Source organism: Paenarthrobacter sp. AMU7 (assembly GCF_041200195.1).
Classification (GTDB): domain Bacteria; phylum Actinomycetota; class Actinomycetes; order Actinomycetales; family Micrococcaceae; genus Arthrobacter.
Genome location: NZ_CP165735.1, coordinates 2,878,734 through 2,897,158 on the forward strand (window position 1 = coordinate 2,878,734; position 18,425 = coordinate 2,897,158).

Here is an 18,425-nt window from a genome sequence, read left to right on the forward strand (position 1 = left end):
AATCCGGGTTCGCTAAAGGATGCGCATCGTCCCTCCTCCCGATGCGCGCGACCCGGTGTAACGGGTTAAGTCTATCGGATATGTTCCCAGCAGGAACTATGGCCTAGGCAGGAACCAATTCGGCGATTCGCACGGTGGATCCGTGGCGACCCTTTACCACCTGCACCTGGCTGGTGATCCGTTGTTTCATCTCGGCAACATGGCTGACCAAGCCAACTACCCTGCCGCCGTCGCGCAGTCCTTCCAGAGCATCCATCACTTGCTCCAGTGCTTGCTCGTCGAGACTTCCAAAACCCTCGTCGACGAACAGTGTCTCGATGTCCACGCCACCAGCCTCTTGCTGGACAACATCGGCCAGGCCAAGCGCCAGGGACAACGAGGCCATGAAGGATTCGCCACCGGACAAGGTGGAGGTATCCCGGCGCTGGCCGGTCCACTCGTCCACCACTTCCAGCCCCAGCCCCGACTTTGCACCCCGCGCTGCCTTGGCATCCGTATGCTGCAAGGTATAGCGGCCATCACTCATGGCAACGAGCCGCTCGGAGGCGGCGATGGCTACCTGTTCCAGCCGGCCGGCCAAAACGTATGTGTTCAGGCTCATCCGGTAACTGTTATCACCGGATCCCCTCACGGTGTCCGCCAACTCTGCCAGAAGCCGTGCCTTGTTCCGCGGCTCCTTGCCGGCGTCAGCGAGTTCAATGTAGGCCTTCCGAAAACGAGACACAGCTTCGGACGACTTTCCAGCCAGGCCCGCAGCCAGAGCTGCGGCACGGGCCTTGTCCGCAGCATCCGCTGCCAGCAGTTTTACCCCGGCAAGTTCGGTATCCGGCAGCGGAAGCTCGCCAATACTCACTTCCTTGGCTGCCAGAACCAGGTCCTCGCCGGCAAACAGTTCATCGAGGCGGGAAGATTCAGCGTCGAAATCGGCCAGGTCCTTCTCAAGACCTACAACATCGGCGGGCGGCAGGAGTTCACGACGCGCTTCTTCGGCAGATCCGAATCCGGATTCCGGCAGGACCCGGCCGAGAGAGGCGATGGCATCTTCCTGTGCCTGCACGGCACTTTCGACGTTGCGTTCGGCATCAGTTGCTGCCTGCAGCAGTGTGCGCTCGGCGGACAAGGCGTCCAACCTTTCACGCAGGCTCGGAAAGCCGCCCCTCAAACCAGCCAGTTCCTTCTCCAGGTCAGCATGCTGTTCCTCCAGCAGGGACACCTCCGAAGACGCCTGGGCTGCATTGGCCAGGGACCCGGACAGTTCTTCCTCCACGAGGTCGATGCGTTGGGCAAGGGATTGCTGCCGGCTGCGCAGCGTCTCCAAGGACGCTGCTGTCTTGCGGGCCGCAGAGAGAGCCTGCTGGGCATCCGCACGCTTGGACTCAGCCTCAGCCGCATCCGCAGACCCTCCTTGGGCCTTCAGCCCGGCGAGAACCTGGGCCGCCTCGGAGACTTGCCCTGCGAGCTCTCCCACGGCTCTCTCAGTGGCGTCGAAACGCTCCTTCAGCTCTTCCTCTTCCTGGGCAAGGGAGAGGGCTGATCGTACTGCGGCAGCTGGATTCGGGTGGTCTTCGCTGCCACACACCGCACACGGTACGCCGTCTTCCAAGGCCGCAGCCAGTTCCCCAGCTGCATTGGCGAGGCGCAGCTCCCGGATGTCGAGCCACTGCTGGCGGACGTCCTGCGACGCCGACCGTGCTTGGAGATGCTTTCCGGTGATGTCCTCCAGGTCATCGGCGGCAGCCGCATACCGACCCACGATCCCTACCAACTCGGTGGCCGCGGCAGCCTCCCTTTCAAGCTCCGACAGCTTCTCAGCAACGGGTTCCAGGGGCCCGATGTGCGACTCCACTGTGGCAACCTCTTCACGGAGCTTTTCCAACGCGGAGCGCGCCGCTTCCGATGCTGCGGCATGTTCAGCCGACTCGGCGCGTTTGGCCACCATGCGTGTTGCCAATCCGTCCAATCGCTGCTCATCGGGGAGACGAGCCTCCAGCACAGCGCAGCTTGCCTTGACGACCTCCAGGGAAGCGGTGGGGTTCACAGGGTTCACGCCTGCTTCGTCCATTGTCGAGCGAATCCCGGCTGCGAGGGCTGTAGCGGCCTGGAGCTTGCGCGCTGCGGCATCAACGGCTTCCAGTTGGCCGCTGAGCACGGCGGCGCGGCGATGCCGGCTGAGCCTCTCCCTGTTCTCATGTGCACGGGGGGCAGCCAACTCCAGCAGGATCCGCCGCTGCATTGCGGCGCCAAGACGCCCGTGACGCAACGCTTTCTCCTGGGCTTCCTGGAATTTCCCGGCGAGTCGGGCCGCCGCGGACTCCGCTTCCGTGGCCTCGTCCTGACGACGCTGCCAAACGGCAACTACCTCGGCTTCCGCCTCGGCAAGCCATTCCTCGGGCTCTTGTCCTGCCGTGATGGTGGCCGCGGTGCCTGCTGAATCCCCTGGTGCGGCTTGGTGATCGTCCAGTTGTTGACGCTCCGCGGCAACCCTGTCCAGCAGCATGGTCAGTTCCGCCGTATTCTCCTGCACTGCGCCGGCCGCGACGGCAGCTTGCTGGGCGAGGTGGCGTTCGACGGATTCGAAACGTTGCGTGCCGAAGAGTTTCTGCAGGAGTTCCAGGCGGTCGCCTGCCTTGGATCTGAGGAAGGCGGCAAAGTCACCCTGTGGCAGCATAACCACCCTTGTGAATTGCTCCCGGTCCATTCCCAGGACGTCGGAAAGTTCAGCTCCTACCTCGTCATTCCTGGAGGACTTCTCTTCCCAGGTTCCATTCACCCGTTCCCGGAGGAGGGTCTTGGCCTGCTGCGTGGTGAAGCCATTGCGCCCACGGGCACTGGGACGATCCCACGCGGGCGAGCGCGTCACTTCGAAACGACGTCCCCGGGCAGAGAACTCGCACACCACGCGTGGTTCAGCACCGGGCGCCGCGTGATCGCTGCGGAGTCGTTTGCCTTCCTGACGGGCGCCTGGAACGGCCCCGTACAGGGCAAAGCAGATGGCATCCAGGATGCTGGTCTTCCCGGCCCCGGTGGCGCCGTTGAGGAGGAACAGTCCCTGCGCACTGAGTTGGTCGAAGTCGATGTGCTGGGGCGTGGCGAACGGGCCAAACGCTTCGATGTCCAAACGGTGGATTCTCACAGCTCCGCCTCTTCCAACCGGACAGCTTCAAGGGCCTCTTTCAATGCGGCTTCTTCTGCATCTCCGGAACCGCGGCCCCGGACATGTTCCAGGAAGCCGCAGCAAACGTCGAGGTCATCTTCGGCCTCGGCGAGCCGGCTGCTGTAGCTCGTCCCGGCCCGGGACTCACCGCCTTCGGGGTCGAAGGCAAGGACCAGTGTGTCGGGGAAGCGGCTGCGCACCCTGTCCATCGCCTGGGCAGGCCGCACGGCATCCGTCAACGTGATCTGGCAGTAAGCACCTTCCGCCCAGGCATGTTCCCCGGATGCCAGCAGTTCCTCCAGCGGGCCGCGCAGCATGGCCAGTGGTTTAGGCGACCCCCACAGGACCTCTTCGACTCCGACGGCGCCGCCTGGGCCGATGTCCACGAGCCAGGCACCCTTATGGTGCTTGGCTTCGGAGAAGGAATAGGCCAGCGGCGAGCCGGAGTAGCGGACGTTGGGAGCCAGCTCCTGGCGCCCGTGGAGGTGGCCCAATGCGGTGTAGGCGAAGTCCTCGAAGAGATCCAACGGTACGGCTCCCAGTCCACCGATACTGAGGTCTCTCTCACTGTCCGAGGAAATGCCTCCGCTGGCGAAAGTGTGCGCAAGGACTACTGGGTAAACAGGTCCGGCTTCCCGACGGTGCCCGACATCGCGCCGAATCCGTTCCACAGCCGCCAAAGTGACGTCGAAGTGGTTGGCGGTATCGACGCCCATGCGCTCGGCCACCAGCCGGGGCTCAAGATAGGGAATGCCGTAGATGGCGACATCCCCATGGCTGCGGTCCGATCCCAGCGGGAAAACCACAGGTTCGTCCAGGTCCTCCACCCGGGTCCGTAAGTGCACTCCCCCGCGCTCCAACAGCCGGGAGGCAAAGCCCAGCCGGATGGCGGAGTCGTGGTTGCCGCTGGTCAAGACAACGGCGGCGCCTGCCTGGGTGATCCGGACAAGCGCATCATCGAGGAGTTTCACCACGTCCAAACCCGGCAAAGCGCGGTCATACACGTCGCCGGCTATCAGGACGACGTCAACGGACCTGGCTTCGACAACCGATACCAACTGGTCCACGAAATCGCGCTGGGCTTCGAGCATGCCTACGCCGTGAAATGATCGGCCAAGGTGCCAATCCGAAGTGTGAAGTAACCGCATATTCCCAAGTTAACCGGGTGTACCGACAATAAAGCGCAGGCAAGCCGACCGCCGTCGATCCTGTCTGGTTGCTAGCCCTTTTTGCCGTCGAAGAAGTCGCGGGCGTCATCGTCGGCGGCCGCAGCAGGTGCTGGTGCAGGGTTGACGGTGTCCTTCTTCGCAGAAGCCTGCTGCTCCTTGGCGCCACTGGTTCCGGCGCCGACCTCAGTGAGGTCGTGATCGGCGTCGAAGGCAGCATTGACGTCGTCATCATGGGCGGCCTGGAAGTCCGCCGACCCGGCACCGTTGCCTTCCGCAAGACCCTGGAAGCCACGGAAGACCAGCCCGGCCAGCGCAGCGCCCAACAGCGGTGCCACCCAGAAGAGCCACAGTCCTTCGATGGCCCAGGAAGAGCTGAAGAATGCCTGTGCCGTTGCCCGCGCAGGGTTGAAGGGAAGGTTGCCCAGAACCTGGCCGAACTGAAGCAGCACAACCATGGCCAGGCCCACAGCGAAGGGAGCCAGGGCGGGAACCGCCCTGCGGCCGGCCGTCGCCCCCAGGAAGACTGCAACGAGCAGGGCAGCACCAAGGATTTCAACCATCAGGACACCAGCCATCTGCGTTTGGGCTGCAGCATGTTCACCGTAGCCCGGCGCCACAACGTCAAAGGCCGCGCGGGCGTCCTTCAGCACGGGGACTGTGGTAACCACAAAGTAGATCAGCGCGGCACCAACAACGCTGCCGATGAGCTGCGCCGTCAGGTAGGCCACGGCGGCTACTGCCCGGATCCGACCGGCAATCAGGTTGCCCAGGGTGATGGCCGGGTTGAAGTGCCCACCGGACACATGCCCGAACGCCAGCATGGCCACTGTCACGGTGAGCCCGGCGGCGAGGGCCACGGGTACGGGCGCCCCGCTGGGGTTGGAGAAAATCCCGACACCCACCGCCACGACCACAATGAACATCGATCCCAAAGCTTCAGCCGACAACCGGGCAGTGAGCCCCGGCTGGTGTTCGGGTGTGGCCTGTACAGGAGAGGTCATGTCGAAGGTGTCCTTACGGTTGATCTGGATGCTGGCCTTGCTGGCCCCGCAGCGTGCTGCAGGCTCTGATGTACTGCTGACGACTGCCCGGAGCGTCAAGGGCGTTGGCAAGCCTGGCCGGAAGCCGATGGCCCTTGAGCATTGTCCCAGCCGAGTCTGGGCAGTTGCTGAATCCCGCCTCCGAGCTTATCCGCCCAAGGCTATGGCCGCGATCGCCGTACCGCCAAGGCCCATCACGGCCACGGTGCTGACCAGTACCAGCCGCGCGGAAGCAGCGTTGGTTCCGGCCTGGAGCTGGCGTGAGCGAACCCACACCGCCGAGGCCAGGACGATGGTGGCGGCGGCCGCCACGAGGGCGCAGATGCCTTGGTAGTCAAGTCCCGGGAGCCCGGCGGCGGCGCTGGCGGTGGATGGCTCGGACGTCAGCCAACTCCGCCAAATGAACAGGTCAACGACCACCAACGAAATCAAGGTCCTGCGCCAGGCCAGGGTTGTTCGCTCCGGTTGGAGACCGGGATCGCGGACTTCCACACTCACAAGATGTCCTTATTCACCGGGCAACCAGGATCAGCACCGCGAAGGCGAAGGCTGCCAAAGCCACCACGATGGTCATGAACATCATCACGCGGGAGAACGGAAGGGCTTGGTCGTTGCGCATTGCCGCTTCCATCTGCCCCCACCTGCGGTAGGACAAGGCGGCCAAACCCGCTCCAACCAGCGCCAGCAAGACGCAGAGGACCAGTCGAACGGGGGTCGGCGCGATGTTGGGAGCCAACTGGTCAACAGCCACCGCCCCGGCAAGCAGGGCCAGGGAGGTGCGGATCCACGCAAGGAAGGTACGTTCGTTGGCAAGCGAGAACCTATAATCAGGTGTCTTGCCGGTCCGTCGCCAAGCAGGTTCACGCACGCAGTCTCTCCAGGGTTTCATCGGTGCCGGGCAGCTTCCCCACCATACCAGCGGGCGTTCGCGGGCACGGTAAGTTACTGGCATGAGTGTTGAACCTTCTTCCCCTGTTGCGCCATCCTTCGAATCCCGTGTCCACGGCTCACTTTTGGGTGGAGCACTGGGCGATTCCCTTGGTTACGCCGTGGAGTTCGATTCCATCGCAGCGATCCGCGCGCACTATGGTGCTGCCGGGCTGACCGGGTTTGGCCAGCTCGGGGACGCGAGCCACTTTTCAGACGACACCCAGATGACGCTGTACACCGTTGACGGTCTGGTGGAAGCTCTCGAATGGGCGAACGACGGTGTGGCAGCTGACGAGATCGCCTGCCTGTGGCTCGCCTACCTGCGGTGGCTCAAAACCCAGGACGTCGCTGTCGCCTCTTCCGCCCCTGTACCCCAGCCCCGGTGGATCGACGCCCAGGAAGTGCTCCGGCACCGCAGGGCACCGGGAAACGCGTGCCTGAGCGGCCTGGCAACCGGTCAGATGGGCACGGTCGCTCGCCCGGTCAATCCCGACTCCAAGGGATGCGGTACGGTGATGCGCTCGGCTCCCTTCGGACTGATTCCGCACATCTCACGGGAGGCCGTCTACAAGCTGAGCTCCGATGCCGCGTCCCTGACGCATGGGCACCCTTCGGCCCGCCTCAGTGCGGCGGCTTTCAGTTTGCTGATCCATCACATCGTGGCCGGACACGACGTCCGCAGCGCTGCCAACGAGGCACTCGCCTACGTGAACGGTGTTCCCACCAAGGCCCCGGAACTCGGCGAAAGGCTGGAAGCCGCCTTGCAGTTGTCTCAGCAGTCCAACGCCCTGAGCCCTGAAGACCTGACCGCAGCGCTCGGCGAGGGCTGGATCGCAGAGGAGGCACTCGCCGTCGGGCTCTACTCCGTTTTGGCCACGAGCGGCAGTTCGCCGGCGGACCATTTCCGCAACGCGATCGCAGTTGCCATCAACCACAGCGGCGACAGTGACTCCACTGGATCCATCGCCGGCAACATCCTGGGTGCCTTCTACGGTGAAGAATGCCTCCCAGGCGCCTGGCTTGAGGCTTTGGAAGCACCCGAGGTCATCCGCGGCATGGCGGGAAGGCTCCTCGCCGTCACCACTGGCTGACGGGTACTACGTGGTGCTGCGCAGCGTGATGTTGTTGCAGGCCTCGCAAATTTCGGCCGGAATGAGGCCACGGCGCTGCAGTAAGCCGAAGATCGCGCAGCCGAGGCAAAATCCGACGAACGCTTCCAAGGACGCCGCTACGATCAGAAGCGCCAGAAGGAGCCACGCGGCCGGCTCGTAGCCGATGAAGAAGAGAACGACGGCGGCACTCGACAAAGCGGCACCGATGCCTTGCGCGAAACGCTTGGGCGGACCGGCCACCAGCTTGGCGTGTCCGATCCGTGGTGCCAGAACCTTGACAGACAGCAGCGCCAACGGAGAGATCCGGGGACCAAACAGGACGCGGAGCCAGAAGCCGGCGGCAATAATCACCAAACCCCAGCCCCAGCCGGTCAGCAGGGTTGCGACGGCCAGGACCACTACCAACCCGGCCGTGATGCGGGCGGCGTATTCGTTCACGGGGTTGGGAAACGCGAAAACGGCCCGCCAAGCAACCGCAGGGCGCGCAGGACGATCATGAACATCGGCTTGCTGGCGAACCGGTGCTGGAGGAAGTGCGGGCTTGGCCATGCCCCAAGGCTAGGAGCGCATCTCCCCCAGCGGGAAGCATTGTTGCGCAGTATGACCCTTTGCGGGTCAGGCACCGCCCACCATTTGCAGGAACTCGCCCTCGGACACAACCTCGATCTGCTGGCCTTTGGCATGCAGTTCCAGGACCCGCTTGGCTTTGCCAGTGAGTCGTCCGGCGCGAAGGTCGCCTGCCACAAAGCCATCGCCAACTATAAGCACGGTGGTCCTTGCCGTCACCCGGCTTTCGGGGCGTGCTCCCATGTCCGCGGCCCGCGATTTGGCTTCCGGCCGCGTGATCGCGAGATCACCCGTGAAAACCACTGTCTGCCCGAACAAAGGATGCCCCGGCTCCGCGGCGGGATTGGGCAGGGGGTTGGGCCCTTCCTCAGGCCAGGCCGACCATCCACTGGGGCCGCCAACGGCTCGTTCCAGGGCACCCTCTGCCGCACCTCGCGTTGTGGCCGCGAGCGCGGAGAGGGTCGCTTTGGAAAGGCCCTGCGCTGGGTCGAACGCCGGCTGCTGGGGGAGGTTAAGACCCAGGGAAAGGTAGAGCTCGGCGATGCTGTTGGCGTTGTTCCGCCGGGCGATGTCCACCAGGATACCGGCGCAGGCCCGGGCGTCCTCGGCGGCATCGTGATGGTTGACCAGGGGCACGCCGGCCTCCTCCGCGGCATACGGTAAGGAGTTTGACACCAGCGAGTAGCAGCGCCGGGACAGCATCACCGTGCAGACGTAGTCATATGCCGGTCCGGCCAGGCCTGATACTTCAAGACCGGAACGTATGACCCCGAGGTCGAAGGCTGCGTTGTGCGCGGCCAGGACGTCGCCACCTATGAAGGCGCCGATTTCCGGGAAGAGTTCACCGAACCGCGGGCGGCCGGCAACGTCCTCGGCGCGGATGCCGTGGATGCGGGTGTTGTGGAACTCGAAGTGGTCGTGGTTCTCCGGTGGGCGCATCAGCCAGGACGCTTCCTCCACTACAACCCCGCCACGGACTTTGCTGAGGCCTACCGAACAGGGCGATCCCCGGAAGCCGTTGGCTGTTTCAAAGTCGATCGCCGTAAAGTCCAATGCCACTGGACAAGGTTACAGCCGAAAAAGGCCGCCCTTTCCGATTTCCGCGGTGGGGCGGCCCTTCCGGCCTGCATTGTGGTCAACGCTACATTCGGTGCCTACGGAGTGGCCCTGCGCAGGGTTGTGTAGGAACCTGCCGCGAGGACGACGCACAGGAGCGCAGCCCATCCGCTGATGGTGAGCGGCGTCTGCTGGGCGAACCAGTTTCCTATCACTCCCCACCACTGAAGCAAGGTGGACAAGGCGGCTATACCAATCAGGACCAGCCCGGTTCCGAGGGTTGAGATCAAGGTCCCGGTTGTCCCCCAGCGCTTGAAGATGGTGGCGAACCAGAATCCGATGATGAACATGAACATCATCACTATGAAGAAGAACGCTGCGGTGGAGTACCACGGCCCGTCCGTAACCCACGGGATCTTGAAGAAGTATCCGTACACACCCCAACCGTTGGTGGCCGCTTCAATGACGCCGCCCAGAAGGTACAGCCCCGTCATCCCGAGGGCAATGAGGGAAAAGAGCCCCAACGTTCCCAGGTAGAAGGCCTTGCGGCTGATGCTCAGGCCCTGGGAGAAGGGGAACACCAAGGTCATGCTTTGGATCCCCAGGACCAGGAAGTACCACAGGGGGGCCTGGCTTCCCCCGCCGTACTTGCCTTCCTGGACCGGGATCAGGGCAAAGATGGCCAGCGACATCAGGAAGGAGGCCGCAAGGATCGTCAGCGGCCAGCCGATATACGTCCACTTATTGATCAGCTGCATCCGGGCAACTGCTGCTGTCCTGCTCATCGCCTTGCCTCCATCGTATTATCGGCGAAGTCTGCACTGCCTGTTCCTGTTGCTCCCGCCCCGGCCATGGTCTTGCGGACCACCAGTTGCTGCAGGGAAACGGGCGACAGTTCCAGGCCCAACTCCTGCGCTTCGGTTCGCTCGCGGCTGCTGAGGGCCTCATCCACCGTCACGGAAGCCAGGGACCCCAGCGTCTCGCGGTGCAGGATCCTGCGGCCGGCCAAAAATGCGTCCACCTTGTCCGCTGATCCCGAAACGGTGACGGCCGAACCACGGATCTCGTCGGCATCTGCGTCCATGATGATCCGGCCCCGGTCGATGACCACCACATGCTCCAGCAGGTTGGCCACCTCGTCGATCAGGTGGGAGGACAGGATGATGGTGCGCGGGTGCTCTGCGTAGTCCTCCACCAGGCGGTCGTAGAACAACTGGCGGGCGACGGCGTCGAGCCCCAGGTATGGCTCGTCGAAGAACGTCAGTTCCGCGCGCGAGGCCAGGCCTATGATGACGCCGACGGCGGACAACTGACCCCGCGAGAGCTTCTTGATCCGACGCTTGACGGGAAGTTGGAAGTCCCCGGCCAACCGGTCGGCGAAGTCCTGGTCCCAGTTCTTGTAAAACAGGGCTGCGGATCGGAAGGCGTGCTGGGGCTGGAAGTCATCCGGATATTTCTGTGACTCCCGGATGAAACAGAGCCGGGACAGCACGGCATCGTTCTCATAAGCGCTGGCCCCAAAGACCAGCGCTTCGCCTGAGGTCGCGAAAGCCTGGGCGGTGAGGATGGACATCAATGTGGTCTTGCCCGCGCCGTTGCGTCCGAGCAATCCGTAGATGCGGTTTGCGGAGAGTCGGAGGTTGACGTTGTCCAGCGCGTTGAGGTCTTTGTAGTGCTTGATCAGGTTACGGGCCTCGACGATGGTGTCGTTCACAGGGCCGCGCTCCTTTCCTTGTCTGTCCCGGATTCCGGGGCAAGCCCGGAGCTGCGTTCAATCATGGTGTTCAGCTGCTCCGCCGAAATGCCCAACTTCCGGGCTTCCAGCACCAGCGGCTTGACGTACTGCTCCACAAACTCTTCGGTGCGGCGCGCGATCAACTGGGCGCGGGCTCCCGTGGCAACAAACATCCCTATCCCCCTGCGTTTGTAGAGAATTCCTGAATCCACCAGCACATTGACACCCTTGGCAGCGGTAGCCGGGTTGATGCGATGGAAAGCGGCAAACTCATTAGTGGAGGGCACCTGGGATTCCTCGGCCATGGTGCCGTCCACGATTCCGTTCTCGATGAGTTCGGCGATTTGCAGGAAGATCGGCTTGGTGTCATCGATCACGAGCACCTCCGCCTCACTGGTTCATTACTCATGTAACTAACCATACAAGCAGCGAAGCAAGAGTCAAGGGTTCTCCCCCCGAAAATCACGACGACGGCCGTCAAGTAGGCTTGATGGGTGATCTTTTCTGCGATAAACGACCTTGCCGTATCCACTTTCGGGGGCGCGGGACCGGTTCAGCCCTCCATGGCTTCGTTCCTGCCGGACTGGTTGAACCCCGACGTGTTCCTCCGCGACTCACCGCTGGGACCGTGGGTGGTCCTCCTGGTCTGCGCCATTGTTTTTGCAGAAACAGGCCTCCTGGTGGGCTTCTTCCTGCCGGGTGATTCGATGCTGTTCACGGCGGGACTGCTGGTCTCCACCGGCGCCATCGAATTCAACCTGTGGGCCATGTGCGGCATGATCATCGTGGCTGCCATCATTGGCAACCAGACCGGCTATCTCATTGGATCGAAGGCCGGCCCGGCCATCTTCAACAAGCCGGATTCACGGCTTTTCAAGAAGGAAAATGTGGAGAGCGCCCATGCGTTCTTCGAAAAGCACGGTGGCAAGGCGCTGATCCTCGCGCGCTTCGTTCCCATCATCCGCACTTTCGTGCCGGTGATCGTGGGCGTTGCACAGATGGATAAGCGCAAGTTCTTCCTCTTCAACGTCATCGGTGCCGTCCTCTGGGGCGGCGGCGTTACACTGCTCGGCGCATGGCTTGGCCAGTTCGAGTGGGTCGGAAACAACATCGACATCATCTTCATTGTCATTGTCTTGGTCTCGGTCATCCCGATCTTCATTGAAATCGGGCGTGGATTCGTGGCCAAGCGCAAGGCGGCAGCAGCAGGCACCGACCCCGTGGAAGAGTTCATCGAGGAACACGAGGGCGGCAAGCACGGCGAGCACTGAGGCTCACCGCTCAAGTACTGCAAAAGGCACCCCGCATCGCGGGGTGCCTTTTGCGTCAGGAAAACACTAGTTTGAGCCGGACTCGGACAACGCCTCCACAATTGCGGGAAGCAAAGCACGGAATGCCTGTCCGCGGTGGCTGATGGCGTTCTTCTCCCCAGAGCTCAGCTCGGCACAGCTGCGGTCCATCCCGGCCGGCTGCAGTACGGGGTCGTAGCCGAAGCCGCCTTCGCCGCGGGGTTCACGAAGGAGCGTGCCCTCCAGCTGGCCATACTCCACGGTCTCGCGGGCGATGCCATCGGGACCCGGCACAGCCAAAGCGGCAGCACAGACGAAGGCCGCTCCCCTGAACGAATCAGGAACATCGGAGAGCTGGGCCAGCAGCAGGTTCAGGTTGGCGGCATCGTCCCCGTGGGTTCCGGACCATCGGGCCGAGAAGATACCGGGAGCGCCGCCCAGGACATCAACAGCCAGCCCGGAATCATCGGCAATGGCTATCAGACCTGTCGCCTCAGCCACGGCCCGGGCCTTGAGGAGTGAGTTCTCGGCAAACGTGACGCCGGTTTCCGCAACATCCGGGGCACCAGCCGCAGCAGCGTCCACCACCTGGGTATCGACGTCGAGCCCTGGAACCTGGCCCCTCAGCAGTTCGCGGAGTTCCTTCAGCTTGCCCTTGTTGTGGGTTGCCAGGACAAGCCGGGGCTCCGCCGAGGACCCTGTGGCGCTCACGGGGCCTCAGCCAGGGTTTCGCGCTGGATGGCGGACAGTTGCGTGGTGCCCAGCAAGGCGAGGTCAAGCAATGCGTTGAGCTCGTCGCGATCGAAGGGGGCACCTTCAGCCGTACCCTGGACTTCAACGAACTTCCCTGATCCGGTGACCACCACGTTCATGTCGGTCTCAGCGCGGACGTCCTCCACATAGGGCAGGTCAAGCATGGGAACGCCGTCGATGATCCCCACGGACACAGCTGCAATAGTGTCCACCAGCGGCTCGGCGTTGCGGGCGATGAGCTTGTTCTCGCGGGCGAAACGTATGGCTTCTGCGAGGGCAACGTAGGCGCCGGTGATCGCAGCGGTGCGGGTTCCACCGTCGGCCTGCAGGACGTCACAGTCCAGGACGATCGTGTTTTCGCCGAGCGCCTTGGTGTCAATGATGGAGCGAAGGGAACGGCCGATCAGGCGTGAAATCTCATGGGTGCGTCCGCCGATCTTGCCCTTGACGGACTCACGGTCCGAGCGGGTGTTCGTGGCACGGGGAAGCATGGCGTACTCTGCGGTGACCCAGCCGCGGCCTTCACCCTTGAGCCAACGCGGCACGCCCTCCGTCAGCGAAGCTGTGCACAGGACCCGGGTGTTGCCGAACTCGATCAGTGCCGAACCTTCGGCCTGCTTGGACCAGCCGCGGGTGATGCTGATGGGACGCAGTTGGTCAGGTGTCCGGCCATCGGCGCGGATGACGGGTGTGGCTGTAGCTTCAGAAGTCATGGTTCAAGCTTAGCCAAGCCGGGGACACCTCCCGACGCCGCTCACGTGCTAGATCGTGTAGTGGACTCCAGCGACGGCGACGGCCACGTCACCGGCAAACACGGGTTTTGCTTCGGACAGCACTTTGGTTTGGGACGTCCACACGGGAATGTGGGTGAGAAGCAGCCTCTTGGCGGCCGCGTTGGTTGCTGCCTCGCCTGCCCGCTTGCCGGTGAGGTGGACGTCCTTGATGTCGTCGTCCCGGCCTTCCTCGAACGCTGCTTCACACAGGAACAGATCCGAGCCTTGGGCAGCATCTTCCAGCCCCTGGCACGAGTCGGTGTCACCGGAGTACGTCAGGATTTTGGTCACGGAGACGCCGTCCTTGCCAGGTTCGGTGGCCGTCACGCGCAACGCGTACGCCTCTTCCACCGGATGGTTGACGGCATACGGTGTCACCGTGAAAGGACCCACAGTGACAGGCCGGCGCTCGGCCCAGTGAGTGAAGTCGAATTCCTCATGCATGCCGGGATCCAGGTCCAGGCCATATGCCGTAGCCATCCGGTCCGCCGTAGCAGCAGGCCCCCACACCGGCAACCGGTCCCGTCCCCATCCGCCGGGCTTCCACCGGACAGCTACGTGGAGTCCGCAAAGGTCCATGCAATGGTCCGGATGAAGGTGGGTGAGGAATATCGCGTCGATGTCCTCAAGGTCGGTGTACCGCTGGATCGCTCCCAGTGCTCCACTGCCGAGGTCCATGACGATCTTCCACTCGCGTTCGCCGTCGTGCGCCGTCACCAAATAGCACGACGCCGGCGAGCCGGGGCCGGGGAAGGAACCAGTGCAGCCCACGATGGTCAGCTTCACAGTCCACGCCCCAGGGGTGTGCTTGCAGTGCCGTTAAGGGCGCGGTCCGGTTGTACGAAATACGAGCGACGGGACAACCCTGTCCCTGACCGTGCGGCTTCCAGCATCTCGGGCGTGATGCGGGCCAGGCTGCCTGTGGGGTACTGCGCCGCTACATGGTCCACATGCTTCACGGAGAGCACTTCCGGCCCCAGGAAACGCCGGGCCAATGTCTCGAATTGGGCGGCATCCCCGGTGGCAATGAACTCGTGGCTCGGCGTGGTGGACTCCGTGCGCTGGATGCCATGGGTAGCCAAGGCGCGATAAACGTCCTTGGCGGTCTCCTCGGCGCTGGAGACCAAGGTGACGTCCTCACCCATCACATAGGAGATGACACCGGTCAGCAGCGGGTAGTGGGTACATCCCAGAACCACGGTGTCCACGCCGGCGTCCTTGAGCGGTTCCAAGTATTCGTTGGCGGCGGCGAGCAGGTCAGGGCCGGTGGTGATCCCGGCCTCCACAAAGTTCACGAACGCCGGGCATGCCACTGAAGTGATGGTGAGGTCCGGGGCTGCAGCAAAAGTGTCCTCGTAGGCACGCGATCCCACGGTGGCCGAGGTTCCGATGACACCGATCCGGCCTGAACGCGTAGCCGAGACAGCCCGCCGTACTGCAGGCTGGATCACCTCGATGACCGGAATGCCATAGCGGGCCGTGTAGCGTTCCCGCGCGTCCCGCAGCACCGCCGCCGATGCTGAATTGCACGCGATGGTCAGCAACTTCACCCCCGAGTCCACCAATTCATCCATGACGCCCAGGGCGTTGGCACGCACCTCGGCGATGGGAAGTGGACCATAGGGTCCGTTGGCCGTGTCACCGACGTAAAGGATCGATTCATTGGGGAGCTGATCGATGATGGACCGCGCGACGGTCAACCCGCCCACTCCGGAGTCGAAAATGCCGATCGGGCGCGTCCCGACAAGTTCCCCCGTAGTGATGGGGGCGTCACTGCCCAGGGCGCCGTTTGGTGAACCCGATGCTGAAGTCATAATTATTCGAGAATAAGGCTTCCCTTGGTGTGCGGCCATTACCTGTGGCCTCCGCCTCGTGTCTGATGTGTCACAAGGCGGGAGCAAGGCCCGGCCGTCCGGATCAGGATTTCGCCTGCCTTGCGGCCATCATGGCCTGCACCAGGGACTCCTGCAGCCACGTAGTGAAGTTGTAGACCAAGGCCAAGTAGCTCTCTACGTCCTCGGCCTGGCTCCAGTCCTGCATGCTGTGGATGTGTTCCGCGTCCGCTTCGTCCCGAATGTCCAGGCGTTCGGCCAGGACCAGGCGGACATCGTTCAACGCCATGGACCATCGGGTGGCGTCTTCCGGGGTCAGGACCAGCTCGTCTCTGTCCAGCCCCATGGCCGCGGCCCTGAGGGCGCCGATCTTGTTCTCCCGCACAGAGCGTTCGGTGAGTTGCCGGAACTCCAGCGAGCCGCCGTCGTCGTCCTTCATGACGTTGGGCAGAAGCCGCAGCAGGGCGCGGTCGCTGGGCTGTTTGACGTCCATGTCCAGCCCGATAAGTGCCGCCAACGGGTCTTCGTTCTGGCGTACGTCCTGCTCCAGCATGGAAATGACGTCGTCCAGCAATCCGCGCAGGAGGTCCCGCTCGGCGGGCTCGAGGAATCCGGTGATGCCCTTGAGCCCGTACTTGAATGCCTTAGCCACGCTGTCGGCCGCCCTTTCCGGGTGTTTCGTTGCCGCTCGCAGCCTTCTCCACCGTGGCCCACAGACCAAAACCGTGCATGGCCACCGCGTGCTGCTCCACTTGTTCCTTGCTGCCGTGGGCCACGATGGACCGGCCCTTCTTGTGGACCTCCATCATGAGCTTGTGGGCTTTGGACTCGGAATAGCCGAAGTAACTCTGGAAAACAAAGCTCACGTAGCTCATCAGATTCACGGGATCATTCCAGATCACAAGGTTCCACGGGATATCAGGGGCTGTCAGGACATCGGTGGCGGACTGCTCTGCAGCTTTGGTCCGCTCATCAATGTCCGTGCCATACGCAACGCTAGGGCTCATCTGTCCATTCTATGGCGGCTCGCACTAGAGTGAATTCGTGAGTAGAGCCACGTCCTGGGATCATCCCGCAACTTCCTTGTACACAGACCACTACGAACTGACGATGCTTCAGGCCGCTTTGCATTCAGGCGCCGCGCATCGCCGTTCAGTCTTCGAAGCCTTCGCCCGGCGGCTGCCGGACGGGCGGCGCTATGGCGTGGTGGGCGGCACCGGCCGCCTGCTGGAGGGGATCGCCGACTTCCGCTTCGGCGACGCCGAGCTCGCATTCCTTGAGCAAAACAAGGTGGTCAACCAGGAAACCCTGGACTATCTGGCCGACTACAAGTTCAGCGGCGACATCTGGGGTTACGCCGAAGGTGACGCCTACTTCCCCAACTCCCCCATCCTGATCGTGGAATCCACCTTCGCAGAAGCCTGCATCCTGGAGACCTACATCCTGTCCGTCCTCAACCACGACAGCGCCATTGCATCCGCCGCTTCACGCATGACCTCGGCTGCGGGCACCCGCCCGTGCATCGAGATGGGCTCCCGGCGGACCCAGGAGGAATCGGCGACGGCGGCCGCCCGCGCCGCTGTGATAGCCGGCTTCGCCAGCACCTCCAACCTGGAGGCCGGACGACGCTACGGCATCAAGACCGTGGGCACCGCGGCGCACTCCTTCACCCTCCTGCACGACACCGAGCGGGAGGCCTTCGAAGCGCAGATTGCGGCTTTCGGCCCCGGGACCTCATTGTTGGTGGACACCTACGACGTCGAGGCAGCGGTCCGCACTGCGGTGGAACTCGCCGGCGACAAACTCGGCGCCGTGCGCCTGGACTCGGGTGACCTGATTGCACAGGCCCAGTGGGTACGGCAGTTGCTCGATGACCTCGGCAACGTCAACACCAGGATCGTGGTGACTTCGGACCTCGACGAGTTCGCCATAGCCGCACTGCAGTCCGCCCCAGTGGACTCCTACGGCGTCGGCACCTCGTTGGTGACAGGCTCCGGCGCCCCCACGGCCAGCATGGTCTACAAGCTGGTGAGCCGCACCAACGATTCCGGTGATTTCATCTCCGTGGCCAAGGCCGCCAAGAACAAAACCAGCGTGGGCGGACGTAAATACGCCCTCCGCAAGCTCAATGAGCGAGGCCGCGCCACCCAGGAGGTCGTGGGCATCGGACACCGCCCCGAAGACGACGGCAACGACCGCGTGCTGCTTCACCAATTTGTCAAGAACGGCGAGGTATTGCCGGGGTGGACCGGCCCGGAGGGCGTCATTCGTGCCAAGGAACAGCACGCGGCCACCATGGCCGAACTGCCCGCCGTCGTAAACCGCCTCCAGCGCGGCGAGGCCGCCATCCCCACCGTCTACGAGGAGAACTGATGTCCCGCGCCCTGATCATCGTCGATGTCCAGAACGACTTCTGCGAGGGCGGCACGCTGGCCGTCGAAGGCGGTGCCGCCGTCGCCGGAGCCATCACCGAATACGTGGACGCCAACCAGCAGCACTTCGACCACATCGTGGCCACCCAGGATTGGCATATTGAACCGGGAGACCACTTCTCCGATGACCCCGACATGGTGGAGTCCTGGCCTCCGCACTGCCGCGCCCGGACCAAAGGTGCGGAGCTTCACGAAGACCTGGACCCCGAGTACATCCAGGCCTATTTCCGCAAAGGGCAATACACGGCGGCCTACTCCGGCTTTGAAGGTGTCCTCGCCCCCGAAGACGACGTTCCTACCGGGGACCTGAAAGCCGGGGCAGCCGTTGCCGAAGTCCTCGACGAGGATGCCATCGGCCTCGATGACTGGCTGCAAAGCCACGACGTCGAAGACGTGGTGGTGGTGGGCCTCGCCACCGATTACTGCGTCAAGTCAACAGCGCTCGATGCTGTGCAGGCCGGCTACAACACCACCGTCATCGCCGGGCTTACCGCCGGAATAGCCGACGACCTCACCGAGGCGCTGGACGAAATGGAAGCAGCCGGCGTCGACGTCGAACGCGACTGAAACTGACCTGACAGCC

The 18,425-nt window shown here is 63.4% G+C and carries 20 protein-coding genes; 4 read left to right on the forward strand and 16 right to left on the reverse strand.

What is annotated here, in order from left to right; translation table 11 throughout:
* Nucleotides 1-103: 103 nt before the first annotated feature.
* The 5 genes from ABQM86_RS13240 to ABQM86_RS13260 form a co-directional block, all read right to left on the reverse strand.
* Nucleotides 104-3,133: an AAA family ATPase gene (locus tag ABQM86_RS13240; protein ID WP_369744635.1), complete on the reverse strand. Its 3,030-nt coding sequence runs from the start codon at nucleotides 3,131-3,133 to the stop codon at nucleotides 104-106.
* Complete coding sequence (locus ABQM86_RS13245; RefSeq protein ID WP_280623067.1) at nucleotides 3,130-4,302, reverse strand: exonuclease SbcCD subunit D; 1,173 nt, start codon at nucleotides 4,300-4,302, stop codon at nucleotides 3,130-3,132. The genes ABQM86_RS13240 and ABQM86_RS13245 overlap by 4 nt, the downstream gene beginning before the upstream one ends.
* A 71-nt stretch (nucleotides 4,303-4,373) precedes the next feature.
* Nucleotides 4,374-5,324 (reverse strand): aquaporin, encoded by a 951-nt coding sequence (locus tag ABQM86_RS13250; RefSeq protein ID WP_369746670.1) that lies wholly within the window; start codon nucleotides 5,322-5,324, stop codon nucleotides 4,374-4,376.
* 186 nt (nucleotides 5,325-5,510) lie between these two features.
* Nucleotides 5,511-5,861 carry a DUF202 domain-containing protein gene (locus ABQM86_RS13255; protein ID WP_242703334.1) on the reverse strand — a complete coding sequence of 117 codons (351 nt, stop codon included), beginning with the start codon at nucleotides 5,859-5,861 and terminating at the stop codon, nucleotides 5,511-5,513.
* A 13-nt stretch (nucleotides 5,862-5,874) separates the two neighbouring features.
* On the reverse strand, nucleotides 5,875-6,231 hold the full coding sequence (locus ABQM86_RS13260; RefSeq protein WP_207593876.1) for a YidH family protein: 357 nt from the start codon (nucleotides 6,229-6,231) through the stop codon (nucleotides 5,875-5,877).
* Between the two features lie 82 nt (nucleotides 6,232-6,313).
* Here ABQM86_RS13260 and ABQM86_RS13265 point away from each other — a divergent pair, with 82 nt between their 5' ends.
* The gene (locus tag ABQM86_RS13265; RefSeq protein ID WP_369744637.1) at nucleotides 6,314-7,384 is read left to right on the forward strand and encodes an ADP-ribosylglycohydrolase family protein; all 1,071 of its coding nucleotides are present in this window, start codon (nucleotides 6,314-6,316) and stop codon (nucleotides 7,382-7,384) included.
* Nucleotides 7,385-7,390: 6 nt separating this feature from the next.
* Here the strand turns inward: ABQM86_RS13265 and ABQM86_RS13270 are convergent, their stop codons facing one another.
* The 5 genes from ABQM86_RS13270 to ABQM86_RS13290 form a co-directional block, all read right to left on the reverse strand.
* On the reverse strand, nucleotides 7,391-7,954 hold the full coding sequence (locus ABQM86_RS13270) for a DUF4395 domain-containing protein (protein ID WP_369744639.1): 564 nt from the start codon (nucleotides 7,952-7,954) through the stop codon (nucleotides 7,391-7,393).
* Between the two features lie 66 nt (nucleotides 7,955-8,020).
* The gene (locus ABQM86_RS13275) at nucleotides 8,021-9,031 is read right to left on the reverse strand and encodes an exonuclease domain-containing protein (protein ID WP_207593879.1); all 1,011 of its coding nucleotides are present in this window, start codon (nucleotides 9,029-9,031) and stop codon (nucleotides 8,021-8,023) included.
* A gap of 95 nt (nucleotides 9,032-9,126) precedes the next feature.
* Nucleotides 9,127-9,813 carry a hypothetical protein gene (locus tag ABQM86_RS13280; RefSeq protein WP_207593880.1) on the reverse strand — a complete coding sequence of 229 codons (687 nt, stop codon included), beginning with the start codon at nucleotides 9,811-9,813 and terminating at the stop codon, nucleotides 9,127-9,129.
* Entirely contained in the window at nucleotides 9,810-10,742 is a 933-nt protein-coding gene (locus ABQM86_RS13285; RefSeq protein ID WP_280623071.1) for an ABC transporter ATP-binding protein, read from the reverse strand. Before ABQM86_RS13285 ends, ABQM86_RS13280 begins: the two co-directional genes overlap by 4 nt.
* The gene (locus ABQM86_RS13290; RefSeq protein WP_207593882.1) at nucleotides 10,739-11,140 is read right to left on the reverse strand and encodes a GntR family transcriptional regulator; all 402 of its coding nucleotides are present in this window, start codon (nucleotides 11,138-11,140) and stop codon (nucleotides 10,739-10,741) included. The genes ABQM86_RS13285 and ABQM86_RS13290 overlap by 4 nt, the downstream gene beginning before the upstream one ends.
* 132 nt (nucleotides 11,141-11,272) lie before the next feature.
* On the opposite strand from ABQM86_RS13290, the gene ABQM86_RS13295 reads away from it, so the two are divergent.
* The gene (locus ABQM86_RS13295) at nucleotides 11,273-12,034 is read left to right on the forward strand and encodes a DedA family protein (RefSeq protein ID WP_369746671.1); all 762 of its coding nucleotides are present in this window, start codon (nucleotides 11,273-11,275) and stop codon (nucleotides 12,032-12,034) included.
* A 66-nt stretch (nucleotides 12,035-12,100) separates the two neighbouring features.
* Here the strand turns inward: ABQM86_RS13295 and rdgB are convergent, their stop codons facing one another.
* The 6 genes from rdgB to clpS form a co-directional block, all read right to left on the reverse strand.
* Nucleotides 12,101-12,763 (reverse strand): RdgB/HAM1 family non-canonical purine NTP pyrophosphatase, encoded by a 663-nt coding sequence (gene rdgB / locus ABQM86_RS13300; protein WP_369744640.1) that lies wholly within the window; start codon nucleotides 12,761-12,763, stop codon nucleotides 12,101-12,103.
* Nucleotides 12,760-13,518, reverse strand: coding sequence for a ribonuclease PH (gene rph / locus ABQM86_RS13305; protein WP_011775233.1), 759 nt, complete (start codon nucleotides 13,516-13,518; stop codon nucleotides 12,760-12,762). The genes rdgB and rph overlap by 4 nt, the downstream gene beginning before the upstream one ends.
* A 48-nt stretch (nucleotides 13,519-13,566) precedes the next feature.
* Entirely contained in the window at nucleotides 13,567-14,364 is a 798-nt protein-coding gene (locus tag ABQM86_RS13310) for an MBL fold metallo-hydrolase (RefSeq protein ID WP_207593884.1), read from the reverse strand.
* The gene (gene murI / locus ABQM86_RS13315) at nucleotides 14,361-15,392 is read right to left on the reverse strand and encodes a glutamate racemase (protein WP_369744642.1); all 1,032 of its coding nucleotides are present in this window, start codon (nucleotides 15,390-15,392) and stop codon (nucleotides 14,361-14,363) included. The genes ABQM86_RS13310 and murI overlap by 4 nt, the downstream gene beginning before the upstream one ends.
* Nucleotides 15,393-15,495: 103 nt before the next feature.
* Nucleotides 15,496-16,062, reverse strand: a complete 567-nt coding sequence (locus ABQM86_RS13320; protein ID WP_207593886.1) for a DUF2017 domain-containing protein — start codon at nucleotides 16,060-16,062, stop codon at nucleotides 15,496-15,498.
* Nucleotides 16,055-16,417 carry an ATP-dependent Clp protease adapter ClpS gene (gene clpS, locus ABQM86_RS13325; protein WP_026540162.1) on the reverse strand — a complete coding sequence of 121 codons (363 nt, stop codon included), beginning with the start codon at nucleotides 16,415-16,417 and terminating at the stop codon, nucleotides 16,055-16,057. Before clpS ends, ABQM86_RS13320 begins: the two co-directional genes overlap by 8 nt.
* Before the next feature lie 37 nt (nucleotides 16,418-16,454).
* On the opposite strand from clpS, the gene ABQM86_RS13330 reads away from it, so the two are divergent.
* Both ABQM86_RS13330 and ABQM86_RS13335 read left to right on the forward strand, forming a co-directional pair.
* A complete protein-coding gene (locus ABQM86_RS13330) occupies nucleotides 16,455-17,783 on the forward strand; it encodes a nicotinate phosphoribosyltransferase (RefSeq protein WP_207593888.1) in 1,329 nt (442 codons plus the stop codon).
* The gene (locus tag ABQM86_RS13335) at nucleotides 17,783-18,409 is read left to right on the forward strand and encodes an isochorismatase family protein (protein ID WP_207593889.1); all 627 of its coding nucleotides are present in this window, start codon (nucleotides 17,783-17,785) and stop codon (nucleotides 18,407-18,409) included. Before ABQM86_RS13330 ends, ABQM86_RS13335 begins: the two co-directional genes overlap by 1 nt.
* Nucleotides 18,410-18,425: the final 16 nt, after the last annotated feature.